The organism is Cellulomonas sp. P5_C5, from assembly GCF_054049655.1.
The window spans coordinates 14061-27899 of sequence record NZ_JBFULY010000016.1 but is presented as its reverse complement, the minus strand read 5'-3'; the positions used below and the strand labels follow the sequence as shown (position 1 = coordinate 27899).

General features: G+C 70.4%; 15 protein-coding genes. 10 read left to right on the top strand and 5 right to left on the bottom strand.

All coding sequences use genetic code 11. From position 1 onward, the window contains the following. Positions 1 to 79 precede the first annotated feature (79 nt). From ACXJKF_RS13960 to ACXJKF_RS13940, 5 genes are all read left to right on the top strand, one after another. Entirely contained in the window at positions 80 to 712 is a 633-nt protein-coding gene (locus tag ACXJKF_RS13960; RefSeq protein WP_456788307.1) for a histidine phosphatase family protein, read from the top strand. A gap of 75 nt (positions 713 to 787) precedes the next feature. Beyond that, entirely contained in the window at positions 788 to 1405 is a 618-nt protein-coding gene (locus ACXJKF_RS13955; RefSeq protein WP_456788306.1) for a DUF6318 family protein, read from the top strand. Positions 1406 to 1842: 437 nt separating this feature from the next. Further along, positions 1843 to 2286, top strand: a complete 444-nt coding sequence (locus ACXJKF_RS13950) for a hypothetical protein (RefSeq protein WP_456788305.1) — start codon at positions 1843 to 1845, stop codon at positions 2284 to 2286. A gap of 171 nt (positions 2287 to 2457) precedes the next feature. Next, complete coding sequence (locus tag ACXJKF_RS13945) at positions 2458 to 2706, top strand: ribbon-helix-helix protein, CopG family (protein WP_456788304.1); 249 nt, start codon at positions 2458 to 2460, stop codon at positions 2704 to 2706. Beyond that, a complete protein-coding gene (locus tag ACXJKF_RS13940) occupies positions 2703 to 3044 on the top strand; it encodes a type II toxin-antitoxin system PemK/MazF family toxin (protein WP_456788303.1) in 342 nt (113 codons plus the stop codon). The genes ACXJKF_RS13945 and ACXJKF_RS13940 overlap by 4 nt, the downstream gene beginning before the upstream one ends. A 79-nt stretch (positions 3045 to 3123) precedes the next feature. On the opposite strand, the gene ACXJKF_RS13935 is transcribed toward ACXJKF_RS13940, so the two are convergent. The 5 genes from ACXJKF_RS13935 to ACXJKF_RS13915 form a co-directional block, all read right to left on the bottom strand. Then, positions 3124 to 3669, bottom strand: a complete 546-nt coding sequence (locus ACXJKF_RS13935) for a hypothetical protein (protein WP_456788302.1) — start codon at positions 3667 to 3669, stop codon at positions 3124 to 3126. Positions 3670 to 3762: 93 nt separating this feature from the next. Beyond that, positions 3763 to 4290, bottom strand: coding sequence for an AAA family ATPase (locus tag ACXJKF_RS13930; protein WP_456788301.1), 528 nt, complete (start codon positions 4288 to 4290; stop codon positions 3763 to 3765). Positions 4291 to 4399: 109 nt separating this feature from the next. Further along, positions 4400 to 5581 (bottom strand): acetyl-CoA C-acetyltransferase, encoded by a 1182-nt coding sequence (locus ACXJKF_RS13925; RefSeq protein WP_456788300.1) that lies wholly within the window; start codon positions 5579 to 5581, stop codon positions 4400 to 4402. Continuing rightward, positions 5578 to 6240 carry a 3-oxoacid CoA-transferase subunit B gene (locus ACXJKF_RS13920; RefSeq protein WP_456788299.1) on the bottom strand — a complete coding sequence of 221 codons (663 nt, stop codon included), beginning with the start codon at positions 6238 to 6240 and terminating at the stop codon, positions 5578 to 5580. Before ACXJKF_RS13920 ends, ACXJKF_RS13925 begins: the two co-directional genes overlap by 4 nt. Then, a complete protein-coding gene (locus ACXJKF_RS13915; protein ID WP_456788298.1) occupies positions 6237 to 7001 on the bottom strand; it encodes a CoA transferase subunit A in 765 nt (254 codons plus the stop codon). The genes ACXJKF_RS13920 and ACXJKF_RS13915 overlap by 4 nt, the downstream gene beginning before the upstream one ends. A 145-nt stretch (positions 7002 to 7146) precedes the next feature. On the opposite strand from ACXJKF_RS13915, the gene pdhA reads away from it, so the two are divergent. From pdhA to ACXJKF_RS13890, 5 genes are all read left to right on the top strand, one after another. Further along, positions 7147 to 8268: a pyruvate dehydrogenase (acetyl-transferring) E1 component subunit alpha gene (gene pdhA, locus ACXJKF_RS13910; RefSeq protein ID WP_456788297.1), complete on the top strand. Its 1122-nt coding sequence runs from the start codon at positions 7147 to 7149 to the stop codon at positions 8266 to 8268. Next, positions 8268 to 9275 carry an alpha-ketoacid dehydrogenase subunit beta gene (locus tag ACXJKF_RS13905; RefSeq protein ID WP_456788296.1) on the top strand — a complete coding sequence of 336 codons (1008 nt, stop codon included), beginning with the start codon at positions 8268 to 8270 and terminating at the stop codon, positions 9273 to 9275. The genes pdhA and ACXJKF_RS13905 overlap by 1 nt, the downstream gene beginning before the upstream one ends. Next, complete coding sequence (locus ACXJKF_RS13900; protein WP_456788295.1) at positions 9272 to 10732, top strand: dihydrolipoamide acetyltransferase family protein; 1461 nt, start codon at positions 9272 to 9274, stop codon at positions 10730 to 10732. The genes ACXJKF_RS13905 and ACXJKF_RS13900 overlap by 4 nt, the downstream gene beginning before the upstream one ends. Positions 10733 to 10912: 180 nt before the next feature. Then, entirely contained in the window at positions 10913 to 12403 is a 1491-nt protein-coding gene (locus ACXJKF_RS13895; RefSeq protein ID WP_456788294.1) for an RICIN domain-containing protein, read from the top strand. Further along, positions 12400 to 13824 carry an RICIN domain-containing protein gene (locus ACXJKF_RS13890; RefSeq protein ID WP_456788293.1) on the top strand — a complete coding sequence of 475 codons (1425 nt, stop codon included), beginning with the start codon at positions 12400 to 12402 and terminating at the stop codon, positions 13822 to 13824. The genes ACXJKF_RS13895 and ACXJKF_RS13890 overlap by 4 nt, the downstream gene beginning before the upstream one ends. Positions 13825 to 13839 lie beyond the last annotated feature (15 nt).

Here is a 13839-nt window from a genome sequence, read left to right as displayed (position 1 = left end):
GCCCCCTCGGTGACGTGCGACTGCTTGCAGGTCTACCACGCCCGGCTCCGGCACGACCGTGGCGTGCTTGACTCGCGCGGTGAACGAGATCCTCGTCGTGACCCACCCGGAAGCGACCCACCACGTGGACGGCCGGGTGGGCGGCTGGTTCGACTCGGAGCTGACCGCACGAGGTCGTGACCATGCGCACCTGATCGCGACCGCCCTGGCCGAGCAGGTGCGGCCCGGCGCGCAGCTCTACAGCTCCGACCTGCGCCGGACCGCCCAGACGGCGTCGATCATCGCCGACCACCTGCGGCTCGCCCCCCGGTTCCTCCCGGAGCTGCGGGAGAAGTCGTACGGCGACGGCGACGGTCAGCCGGACGCGTGGTTCCGCGAGCGGTTCATCCCTCCGCCGCCGACGGGGGAACGGCTGGACCACGACGAAGGGCTGGCCGGCGCGGAGACCAAGGCCGGGTGGGCGCGACGGGTCTACACCGGGATGGACACGATCCTGGCCGACGCGTGCAGGCAGAAGATCATCGTCACCCACGGCGGGTCAGCCACCTTCGTCATCGCCCGCTGGATCGGCATGCCGCTCGACTCCCTCAGCCGCGTGAGCTTCCCGGTCGCGCCCGGCAGCATCACGCGACTGGTCGAGGACGACTACTTCCACAACCGCGCCGTCGCGCTCCTGAACGACACGAGCCACCTCCGCCAGGCGAGCGCGTAGAAACTGTCGTCCCGGCTGTCCACAGATCTGGCCGACCCCGGTCCGTGCTCGTCCGGTTTCGGTAGGTTTCCCGCCATGCACTCAGGGGGCCTCACTCACACAGTTCCGATCGCGAAGGCCGTCGTCCTAGCGGCGACGTTCCTGACGTGCTTGACGGCGTGCGAAGGGTCGAATCCGAGTCCGACGACGACCCCGTCGTTGGCGAGCGAGGCCGGCACAGAGTCGCCCGGGCCGACGTCCACGCCAAGCATCGAGCCTGCCCCTGAACGTCCATCCTCCATGGACTCGCCCAGCGCGGAAGGGGCTGCTGCTGCTGCGACCTACTTCTTGGAGCTGTACGAGTACAGCTACGGCAGCCTCGACCCGACGGCGTTCGAAGCCATGTCGGCTTCCGAGTGCGTGTTCTGCCAAAGCGTCGTCGACGACGTCGCACGGCTTGCTGCCTTCAACTACAGCTCAACGGGCGGTGCCTACTCCGTCGTCAACGCGTTCGGTACCGAGATCAGCCCAGAGCAGTGGTACTCGGCAGCGGTACAGCTGGATCAGGCGCCATCGGCCGAGATCGATCCGGTCGGCAAAGTCCTCTCGGAKGATCCAGGTGGGCACTTCCAGATGGTGTTCGCTCTCGACTGGGCTGAGGGATGGCTGGTGCGCGAGGTCGACGTGACGCCGTTGCCGGCGGCGACGCCATGAGATGGTCCGCGTCGACCTTGGTTGCGGCGTTCATCCGGCTGGCGATCGCAGCAGGACCAGCCATGGCAGGTGGCTCGGTCGACTCGCACGGCGAGGTTACGCCTGGATCGTCGGCGATCGACATCATCGGCAACCGGATCGAGGCTGCCCAGCAATCCCACGCAGTCTCGACTGGTGGGCGAGTTCTGCGCGAGGAAGCGCACGGACTGATCTGCAAAGGAGCAACGGGTGGACTCGCGACGCCGCTGAATGGCAGCTGCTCAGAAGCGGACGGCTTCACGCTCGAGATCGATTGTGGCGGGGATGTTCCCATCCCACCGCTCTTCGCTCGCGAGCGAGCGTCTGCCACCGAGCCGTGGTCCGACTGGACGCCGGTGAACTTCGGCGGCTGTCCTGCGGACGTCCTCCCGATCCTGACTGCAGAGGACTTCCGTCGCTTGCCGTTGGCGCCGCCGGTCCTGCACCTGCAGCCCGACCGTGGGTGGGTGCTGGTCAACAAGGAGACGATCGTGACCACCGAGCGCACCGAGCAGACGTTCCGCACGGAGCTCCTGGGCCACGGCATCGACGTCATCGCCACCCCCGACACGTTCACCTACGACTTCGGTGACGACTCCGACACCCTGGTGACCCGCAGCGAGGGCCACCCGTGGCCCGACCACGACACGTTCCACTTCTACGAAGACGTCGGCACCGTGCAGATCACGCTGACCACCGCCTGGAAGGGTCGGTACCGGGTCGACGGCACCACCCAGTGGCGCGACGTCGTCGGCACGGCGGAGACGTCGGTCACCAGCGCACCGTTCTCCGTCGAGGAACGCCGTTCCCACCTCGTCTCCAGCCTCTGCACCGACATCCCGAAGCCCGACGACTGCGACTGAGCAGCCGCTGGCGCCCATCGACTCCGGCGGATGCAGATCGACTGTCTCCACAGTGCGACAACATCGTCGCGCTCTGGCGACGTCGAGGCCGCACTCGCATCGTCCTGAAAGGTCCTCGAAATGCGCAACCATCTGTCGGAAGCGAGGTTATACCGAGTTATACTCCGGCCCATGAAGACCGCGATCTCGATTCCTGACGAGACCTTCGAGCGGGTCTCCCGGCGCGCGCACGACCTAGGGATGAGTCGGTCCGAGTTCTTCACGCAGGCCGCGGCGCGCTACCTCGACGAGCTCGATGCCGAGTCGGTGACCCGTCAGCTCGATCTTGCGCTGGACGCTCTCGGCGCCGGCGACGACTCGGCGTCGGTGGCGGTGGCTGCGGGGCGGCGTGTGCTGGACGACGGATCGGACGACTGGTGATCGACCGAGGCGGAATTTACTGGGCAGATCTCGGCGCGCCGCTCGGGTCGCGCGCGGCCAAGCGCCGACCGGTCATCGTGGTCTCCGCCGACACCTACAACGCCAGCCAACTGGGAACGGTCGTCGCTCTGGTCATCACCTCCAACACGGATTTCGCAGCGATGCCTGGGAACGTCTTCCTTCCGGCCGCTGGAACAGGGCTTCCGCGGGACGCGGTCGTGAACGTCACCGCGGCGGTCACCCTCAACAAGACCGATCTTGCGGAGCGGGCAGGGTCAGCGCCTCTCGCGCTGATGCGGGAGGTCGATCGCGGCCTGCGGCGCTCGCTCGACCTCTGACGGTGTTCACCGGATCGGAGATCTCGAACCTTCGGGCGGCAGGTGCGCACTGCACGAGTCGCCTTCTGGCGGGGTGACGTCACACCCGCGGATCCGCGGGCCTCTCCTCGACGACGACGTCGCGGTCGGTGCTGTTCACGGTCGGGTCGGTGGTCCTCTGCTCGGCGACGGCGTCGCGGTCCGTGCTGTTCACGGTCGGGTCGGTGGTCCTCTGCTCGACGACGACGTCGTGGTCGGTGCTGGTCGTGGCGGGGGCGGTGGTCTGCTCCTCGGTGACGACGTCCGGGTCGATGCGGTCTGCGGCGCTCAGGCGGTCGTCCAGCTCAGACCGTGCCCCGCTGGCCTCGGTGCTGCGGGCCTGGGCTTCGGCCTGGAGCGCTGCGGCGTCGGCCGCTCGGGCGTCGGCCTCCGCCTGGGCGAGCCGGGCCTGGGCGTCCAGTCGGGCGGCTTCGGCCTCCCGGCGCTGGACCTCGACCTCGTCGGCGGCGGCCTTCTCGCGGATCTCCTGCGCGCGTGCGCGTTCGGCGTCGGCGCGGCGGGTTCCGCTGCGTCGGGACATTGCGACGGCGGCGATGATCAGCACGACGACGACGGCGACGATGATCCAGATGGTCTGCGTGTCCATGGCACTTCCTCCTCGGAGCTCGACCCCCGCGACTGATTGGACAGTGGTCCGGGAGGTGTCGCAACCGGGGGAGCGACCGAGCGGGGATGGTGGCTACGCACCGATCCCGCAGCGGCGCAGGATCTCGTCGACAACCTGGTGGACGGGTGCCGTGGCGTCGATCCCGACGCCGTCCTGGGGGACATCGCCCTTGGACTGGTGCCATTGCACGATGAGCGTGCGATCCGTGGGCTTCCCGCCGCCCCACTCGGAGTCCGGTCGCTCGTCGAGCCGCCGGTGCAAGGTGGCGAGGTCGACCTCGAGGACGAAGACGCCGTCGAACAGGTCGATGAACGTCGGGAAGTTCCGTGAGCCGCCGCAGAAGAACGTGGCCTCGTGGGAGTGGTCTGCGACCAGGGCGCGGACCCTGGCGACGTCCCAGAGGTGGTTCTCGTGCCCGTCGGCGAGCGTCGGTGCACCGGTCCGGGGATCGCCCCGGTAGGCGAGCTCTCGGTCTCCGTGGACGACGTGGTGGCCGCGGCGCTGGAGCTCCTCGGCGACGGTCGTCTTGCCGGTCCCGGACAACCCTTCGACCAGATAGTTCCGAGTGCCCATCGGCCCGAACGCCTCCTCGTCAGTCACGTGCGTGACTGCGGGTCTAGCACGTCGGGGGTCCCGCCTGAGCCTGAATATCCGCACCGCTCGACCGCCCGGGGGTGCAGCATGACCGACTGACGCAGTCAGGCGAAGGTCAGTCCCGCCAGATCAGCAGCGCCTCGCCCTGCCCACCTCCGCCGCACAGGGCGACGGCCGCGCGTCCGTGCCCGCGTCGCGTCAGCTCCATCGCGGCATGCCCTGCGAGCCGCGCCCCCGACGCACCGATCGGGTGCCCGAGCGCGATCGCGCCGCCGTGGAGGTTCGTCTGCTCCAGCGGGTACGCCAGGTCGGCCAGGGACTGCACGACGACGGAGCCGAACGCCTCGTTGATCTCGAGGAAGTCGACGGTCGACAGGTCCCAGCCGGCGCGGTCGAGGGCGGCGGTGATGGCGGCGGAGGGTTGGGAGTGCAGGGAGTTGTCGGGTCCGGCCACCTGCCCGGACGACCCGACGCAGGCGAGCCAGGTCCAACCGTGCGCCTCGGCGACCTCGCGCGCGGCGACGACGACGGCGGCGGCTCCGTCGGTGAGCGGGGACGCGTTGCCGGCGGTGATGGTGCCGTCGGCGGAGAACGCCGGTCGCAGGGCGGCGAGGGACTCCAGCGTCGTGTCGGGTCGGAGGCCTTCGTCGGTCGCGACCACGACGGGCGAGCCGCGTCGCTGCGGCACCTCTACCGGCACGATCTCGGCGGCGAACACGCCGGAGGACGCGGCCTCGGACGCGCGTCGGTGGCTCTCCACGGCCACCGTGTCCTGGGCCTCCCGGGCGATCGAGAGCGACTTGTTGCCGCGCTCGGTGGACGAGCCCATCGACTCGCGGTCGAACGCGTCGGTCAGCCCGTCGAACGCCAGAGAGTCGACGGCCTGGATGTCCCCGTAGGTCCAGCCGCGCCGAGACCCCGGCAGCAGGTGCGGCGCCTGGCTCATCGACTCCTGGCCGCCGGCGACGACGACGGAGGCCTCGCCCAGCCGGATCGTGCGGGCGGCGTCGATGATCGCGGTCAGCCCGCTGAGGCAGACCTTGTTGACCGTCATGGCGGGCACGGTCCACGGGAGCCCTGCGGCGACGGCCGCCTGGCGTGCGGGGTTCTGGCCGGCGCCAGCTTGGACGACCTGGCCCATGAGGACCTGGTCGACGAGCGAGTCGGGGACGCCGGCACGGTCGAGTGCACCCCGGATCGCGACGGCACCGAGGGCAGCGGCGGACAGCGACGACAAGCCGCCGTTCAGACGCGCCATCGGCGTCCGCGCGAAGGACAGGATCACGACCTCGCTCATGACAGCACCATCTCCCGAACGTCGTGACCGATCAGCAGGGTCACCTCGGACGTGGCCGCGACGACGGCGTCGACCGACACCCCCGGCGCGCACTCCCGGAGCACGAGGCCGTCCACATCGACGTCCAGTACGGCGAGATCGGTGATGATCCGGTCGACCACGCCGATCCCGGTCAGCGGCAGCGTGCACGCGGGCAGGATCTTCGCGGATCCGTCGCGGGCGACGTGCTCCATGAGGACGACGATCCGACGCGCACCGTGCACGAGGTCCATCGCCCCGCCCATGCCCTTGACCATCTTCCCGGGGATCATCCAGTTGGCGATGTCGCCGGACGACGACACCTGCATCGCCCCGAGGATCGCGACGTCGACCTTGCCGCCGCGGATCATCGAGAAGCTGACGGCGGAGTCGAAGTACGACGCCCCAGGGGCGATCGTGATCGTCTCCTTGCCGGCGTTGATGAGATCGGGATCGACGTCGTCGGGAAGCGGGTACGGGCCCACGCCGAGCACCCCGTTCTCCGACTGCAGCACCACCTCGACGCCGGGCGGGACGAATCCGGGCACCAGCGTCGGCAGCCCGATCCCGAGGTTCACGTACGCCCCGTCGGTGAGCTCCAGGGCGGCGCGCGCCGCCATCTGCTCACGCGTGAGGCTCATGAGACCGTCCTCCGTTCGATGCGCTTGTCGGTGACCTCGTCGGGTGAAAGTGCGACCACGCGGTCCACGAAGATGCCCGGCAGATGGATGGAGTCGGGGTCCAGCGCGCCGACCGGGACGAGCTCCTCGACCTCCGCGATCGTCACGGCGCCGGCGGCCGCGCACAGCGGGTTGAAGTTCCGCGCGGACGCGTGGAACACGAGGTTCCCGTGCCGGTCCCCCCGCGCGGCGCGCACCAGCGCGTAGTCGGCGGTGATGGCCTCCTCGCGGACGAACTCGTGGGACGCGCCCCGCACGGTGAACGTCTCGACGGGTTTCGGGGGCGACGACACGAGCACCGAGCCGTCGGGGGAGTACCGCCACGGCAGCCCTCCGGAGGCCACCAGCGTGCCCACGCCGGTGCGCGTGTAGAACGCGGCGATCCCGCTCCCACCTGCACGAAGACGCTCGGCGAGAGTGCCCTGCGGGGTCAGCTCCACCTCGAGCTCCCCGGCCAGGTACTGCCGCGCGAACTCCTTGTTCTCGCCCACGTACGACGCGACGATGCGCCGGATGCGACCGGCCTGGAGGAGCAGGCCGAGCCCCCAGTCGTCCACGCCGCAGTTGTTGCTGACGACCTCCAGGTCCTGGACACCGGAGTCGAGCAGAGCGTGGATCAGCACGCTCGGGATACCGCACAAGCCGAATCCACCGACCGCGAGGGTCGCCCCGTCGGGGATGTCGGCTACCGCCTCGACGGCGGACTGGACGACCTTGTCCATTACTGCCTCCTGTCGACGACGACATTGTGTGCAGCCGTGTCGGCACTCGCGCTAGTCCAACATGTGGACCTACTCTGACGGGACATCAGGCAATGGGGCCTAGCTTCACAAGAGCGACGGTTCCGCCACCACAACGGAGCGAAACATGTTGCGTGCAGATGTGTCACCCGGCCGTGCCCTGCCCACCCATCAGCAGGCGGAAGCGCTGCAGCTGGTGACCCCCGACGGCGTCCGTCGCGAGGACCCGGTCTATGACCCGTGGATCGCCGACGTCGACGACGAGCAGCTGCTGTCGCTGTACGAGGACATGGTCGTCGTGCGCCGCTTCGACACCGAGGCGGTCGCGCTCCAGCGGCAGGGCCAGCTCGGGCTGTGGCCGCCGCTCCTGGGCCAGGAGGCCGCGCAGATCGGCTCCGCCCGCGCGCTGCGCAGCGACGACTTCGTGTTCAGCAGCTACCGCGAGAACGGCGTGGCGTACTGCCGCGGCGCGCAGCCGACCGACCTGATGCGTGTCTGGCGGGGGACCGCCCTCGCCGGGTGGGACCCCCGGGCGATCGGCATGGCGACGCCGCAGGTGATGATCGGCTCGCAGACCCTGCACGCCACCGGGTACGCGCTCGGGTGCGTCAAGGACGGCGTCGACTCCGTGGCCGTCGCGTACTTCGGCGACGGCGCCACCAGCAAGGGCGACGTGCACGAGGCGATGGTCTTCGCCGCGTCCTTCGCTGCGCCGGTGATCTTCTTCTGCCAGAACAACCAGTGGGCGATCTCCGAGCCGGTCGGCCTGCAGGCGCAGCGCCCGATCGCGGACCGCGCGGCCGGCTACGGCATCCCCGGGATCCGGGTCGACGGCAACGACGTCCTCGCGGTCCTGGCCGCGATGCGGGTGGCCCTCGACCGGGCGCGACGCGGCGACGGACCCACGTTCATCGAGGCCGTGACGTACCGGATGGGCCCGCACACGACGTCCGACGACCCCACCCGCTACGTCGACCCGTCGGACAAGGCGGAGTGGGCGGCCAAGGACCCGATCGGGCGGGTCGAGCGGCTGCTGAGGGCCCGGGGGGCGTTGTCCGACGAGCGCGCCGCGGCCATCGCGGCGAAGGCCGACACGTTCGCCACGCAGATGCGGGAAGGCTGCTACGGCCTGCCGACCCCCGAGCCGCTGAGCCTCTTCGAGGACGTCTTCGTCGAGCCGACACCGGAGCTGGAACGGCAGCGCAGCCAGTACGCCGCATACCTCGCGATGTTCGACGAGGAGGCGTGATGGCCACGATGACATTGGCCGCGGCCCTGAACTCCGGCCTGCGGCACGCGCTCGACGACGACCCCACCGTGGTCCTGCTCGGTGAGGACATCGGGACGCTCGGGGGAGTGTTCCGGGTGACCGACGGGCTGCAGCGCGACTTCGGCACCGACCGCGTCATGGACACGCCGCTGGCCGAGGCCGGGATCATGGGCGTCGCCGTCGGGCTCGCCTACCGCGGGTACCGACCGGTCGTCGAGATCCAGTTCGACGGGTTCGTGTACCCGGCGGTCGACCAGCTGGTCACGCAAGTCGCGCGGATCCACTACCGGACCGCGGGTGCGGTCCGGATGCCGATCACCGTCCGCATCCCGTACGGCGGCGGCATCGGGGCGGTCGAGCACCACTCGGAGTCGCCCGAGGCGTACTTCGCCCACACGCCCGGCCTGCGCGTGGTCACCTGCGCCAGCCCGCAGGACGCCCACACGATGATCCGGCAGGCGATCGCCTGCGACGACCCCGTCGTGTTCTTCGAGCCGAAACGCCGGTACTGGACCAAGGGCGAGGTCGACGAGTCCATGCACGGTGTGCCGCTGCTCGACCGGGCCCGCGTCGTCGTCGAGGGCACCGACGTCACGCTCGCCACCTACGGCCCGCTCGTCGTCACCGCGCGCGACGCCGCGCTCGCCGCGCAGGACGACKGGCTCTCGGTCGAGGTCGTGGACCTGCGGTCGCTGTCCCCGGTCGACCTCGACACGCTCGAGGTGTCCGTGCGCAAGACCGGTCGGCTCGTCGTCTCGCACGAGGCGCAGGCCAGCGGTGGCCTGGGCGCGGAGATCGTCGCGAGCATCACCGACCGCTGCTTCGACGTCCTCAAGGCCGCGCCCGCGCGCGTGACCGGCTTCGACACCCCGTACCCGGCGGCCAAGGTCGAGGAGCACTTCCTGCCCAACCTCGACCGGATGCTCGACGCGGTCGACCGGGTGATGGGCAGACAGCACTCCCTGACCGGATGGAGGGCGTCATGACCACGATCAAGACCGTGACGCTGCCGGACCTCGGCGAAGGGCTGACCGAGTCCGACCTGGTCGAGTGGGTCGTGGCGGTCGGCGACACCGTCGAGCTCAACCAGGTGGTCGCCGAGGTGGAGACCGCGAAGGCGCTGGTGCAGCTGCCGTCGCCGTACGCCGGGGTCGTCGCCGAGCTGCTCGTCGAGCCCGGGGTGACGGTGCCCGTCGGGACCGCGCTGCTGACGATCGCGGTGGAGGCCCCGGCGACGGCAGCCGGTGCGGACGTCGCGCCGAGCGGCACGACGGGCACCTCGTCGACGAGCGTCAGCGCCGAGCGGGCCGCACCTGCCGCGCCGGCGGACGAGCCCGAGGCTGAGCGGGTCGCCCCGGCGGCGACCGCCGCACCCGAGCGGACCGCGGTGCTCGTCGGGTACGGGCCTCTGGTCGAGGGGTCGTCACGACCGCGGCGCAGGTCGAAGTCGGCGGACTGGGCCGCGGCGCACACCGTCGCCGACGACGTCGGGCTCGCGCTCGCGGGCGGTCGGATCGGGCCGAGGGTGCTGCCGCCGGTCCGCAAGCTCGCGCACGACCTGGGGGTCGACCTGAACAAGATGGTCGGCTCCGGCAAGGACGGGATGATCACGCGCGACGACGTCCTGCGCGCGGTGTCGGGCGTGGATGTGTCGCCGTCCGCGCGACGTCCGGACGCCGTGTCCGCTGCGCACCGGCCCGGTCTCGCGCGAGCGGTGCAGGAGGCCCCGGCCGAGGCCGACGCGCGCGAGGTGCGGACGCCGATCGCCGGTGTCCGCAAGCAGACCGCCGCCGCGATGGTGGCGAGCGCGTTCACGGCTCCGCACGCGTCGACGTCGCTGACCGTCGACGTCACGCCGACGCTGGAGCTGCTGGAGGCGTTCTCGGCCGATCGCGCCCTGGAGGGTCACCGCATCTCTATCCTCACGCTCGTCGCCAAGGCGGTGACGATCGCCGTCGGCCGCAACCCGGCCGTGAACGCGCACTGGGACGAGGCCGCGGGGGAGATCGTCCAGTACGGGTACGTGAACCTGGGCATCGCGGCGGCGACCCCGCGCGGTCTGCTGGTGCCGTGCGTCAAGGACGCCGACCGGCTGCGGCTGCCGGACCTGGCCGACGCGATCGGTCACCTGACGCAGGACGCCCGTGCGGGCACGACGACACCGGCGGACCTGGCCGGCGGGACGATCACGATCACCAACATCGGGGTGTTCGGCGTCGACACGGGCACGCCGATCCTGGTGCCCGGCCAGGCGGCGATCCTGGCCATGGGCGCGATCCGGCGTCAGCCGTGGGAGCTCGGCGACCAGATCGCGCTGCGGAGCGTGATGACGCTGAGCGTCTCGTTCGACCACCGGCTGGTCGACGGGGCTGAGGCGGCACGGTTCCTCGCGGACGTCGGCCGGGTCCTGGCGCGCCCCGGCACCGTGCTCGCCATGGTCTAGCGGCGGTACTTGATCGATTCTGATCGATCAAGTACTGATGCGTTTCACAGTGGCGATCGATCTTGACCGGGTCGCGGGCGGATGTGACGGTAGCCGACGTCCTGACATGTCGATGACGTGCAGGAAAGCAGGCTCACCCGACTCCGACACGTGCAGCGTCGCACAGACAAGGTCGACACCATGAGCGTGAATGCCTCCAGCGCGCCCGCCCGGCGCACCCTCCGCCGCCGCGTGGTCAGCGTGCTGTGCGCCCTGGCGCTGCTGCCGTTCGCCGCCGTGGCCACCTCGTCGCCGGCCACCGCTGCGACGTCGCAGTTCCGCGGCATGAACTGGGCGGTGACCGGCGACAACTTCAGCACCGGACCGCTGGTCATCGACGGGCTGAGCAGCTCCGACAGCTACGCACAGGTGCAGGCGACTGCGAACGCCGTGTTCGACGACATGCAGTCCACCCTCGGCATCAACACCGTGCGGCTGCCGATCAACACCCACACCGTCGGGACCGCGTGGTGGAGCAGCTACCGCGGGGTGATCGACGCGGCCACCGCCCGGGGCTGGAAAGTCATTCTCGCGTACTGGGAGGACGGTGCCGCCGCGGGCGGCCGGATCACCAACCTGACGGCGTTCCACGCGATGTGGTCCACCGTGGTCTCCCAGTACGGGTCGAACGGCCAGGTCTACCTCGAGCCGATGAACGAGCCGCACGGCTACACCTCGGCGGAGTGGCGGTCCGTCGCCGCCGACTGGCTCGCTCGCCACAGCTCGGTGCCCCCCGGGCGGGTGCTCATCGGCGGTACCGGCTACAGCCAGGACCTGCGCGACCTGTGCACGGACAGCCGCTTCGCGTCCACGCTGTTCTCGTTCCACCACTACGCCTTCTTCTACGGCTCGAACACCTACGACGGCTGGCGGAGCCACATGACGACCCGCCTCGGGAGCTGCGCGTCGCGGGCCGTCGTGACCGAGTTCGGCGCCCCGATGGACGGCGGGCTCAACTACGGGGACGCCAGCAGCACCGACAACTTCGTCCGGCACATCCGCGCGGTCACGCAGGTCATGCGGGACAACGGCATGGGCGGGACGTACTGGCCGGCCCTCGGCGGCAAGCCGGGGACGATCGGCTACGACTGGTACTCGATGTACGCGAAGACCGGCAGCGGCGCGAACGCCAACCTGACCGTCCGTAGCGCGTCCGGTGCGAACCGCCTGCGCTGGGCGTGGGGCGACGCGGTCGACCCGGACGCCGGGAACGGGGCCGGCGGATCAGCCGTGCGGATCGTGAACCGAGCCTCGGGCAAGTGCGTCGACGTGGTGGGCGGCTCGACCGCGAACGGCGCGGAGATCATCCAGTACACGTGCGGCAGCGCGGCGAACCAGCAGTGGCGGMTGACCGACCGCGGGAACGGCTACGTGAACGTCGTGGCGGTGCACTCCGGCAAGTGCCTGGACGTGACCAGCGCCTCCACGGCCGACGGTGCGGCGGTCATCCAGTACACCTGCGGGAGCGGCACCAACCAGCAGTGGCAGGTCCGCACGGTCGGCAGCTCGTTCCAGCTCGTGGCGCGGCACTCGGGCAAGTGCCTCGACGTGCCGTCCTCCTCCACGGCCAACGGCACGCGCCTCAAGCAGTACACCTGCAACAGCGGCACCAACCAGCTGTGGTCGCCATGAGGGCCGCCCGCCCGCTGGCCGCCCTGCTCGGCGCCCTGCTCACGGTGGGGCTGGTCGCCTCGGCTGCGGTCGCGGCGACGGTCACGATCACCAACGGGACCCAGTTCCGGGACACCGGCGGTGCCCCGGTCCACGCGCACGGCGGCGGCGTGCTCAAGGTCGGCTCGTACTACTACTGGTTCGGGGAGGACCGGAACGCCGACGACAGCTTCCGGTACGTGTCGGTGTACCGCTCGACCGACCTGGCCACCTGGGAGTTCCGCAACCACGTGCTGACCGAGGCGGCCGCGCCCGAGCTGGACTCCGGCAACATCGAGCGGCCCAAGGTCATCTACAACGCGGCGACCGGCCGGTTCGTCATGTGGATGCACAAGGAGCAGGCCGGCAACTACTCGGAGGCCAGGGTGGCCGTCGCGTCGTCGGCCACCGTCKACGGGGCCTACACGTACCACGGGAGCTTCCGTCCGCTCGGGCACATGTCACGCGACCTCACCCTGTTCAACGACAACGGCACCGCGTACCTGGTCTCCGCGGCCCGGGAGAACTACGACCTGCACATCTACCGGCTGACGTCAGACTTCCTCGGGATCGAGAGCCTCGTCGGCAACCCGTGGCCGGGCGGGCACCGGGAGGCGCCTGCGCTCTTCAAGCGCGGCAGCGTGTACTTCATGCTCACGTCGGGTGCCACGGGCTGGAGCCCGAACCAGGCGAAGTACGCCACGGCCACGAGCCTGGCCGGCCCGTGGTCGGGCTTCACCAACGTCGGGGACGGCACGACCTTCGGCTCCCAGCCGACCTACGTCCTGCCCGTCCAGGGCACGAGCACCACCAGCTACCTGTACCTCGGGGACCGGTGGGCGGGTGYGTGGGGCGGTGCCGTGCAGGACTCGCAGTACGTGTGGCTGCCGATCGGGTTCCCGTCGAGCACCTCGATGTCGCTCGCCTTCAGCCCGCAGATCACCGTGGACACGGCGACCGGCGTCGTCGCGGGCGTCGCGAGCACCCACTACCGGCTGACCAACCGCAACAGCGGCAAGGTGGCGGACGTCGCCAGCAGCTCCGGGGCGGACAGCGCGAACGTCCTGCAGTGGTCGTGGACCGGCGGGCTCAACCAGCAGTGGCGCTTCGAGGACGGCGGCGGCGGCTACGTCCGGATCGTCAACCGCAACAGCGCCAAGTGCCTCGACGTCGTGGGCGGCTCGACCGCGGACCGCGCCGACGTGGTGCAGTACACCTGCAACGGCGGAGCCAACCAGCAGTGGCTGTGGCAGTCCGAGAGCGGCGGCTACTCCACCCTGCGGGCCCGGCACAGCGGCAAGTGCCTCGAGGTCCTCTCCCGCTCCACCGCCGACGGCGGCGACATCATCCAGTTCACCTGCAACGGAGGCACGAACCAGCAGTGGTCCCGGTCGACGACCTGACCGCGACGTCGGAGC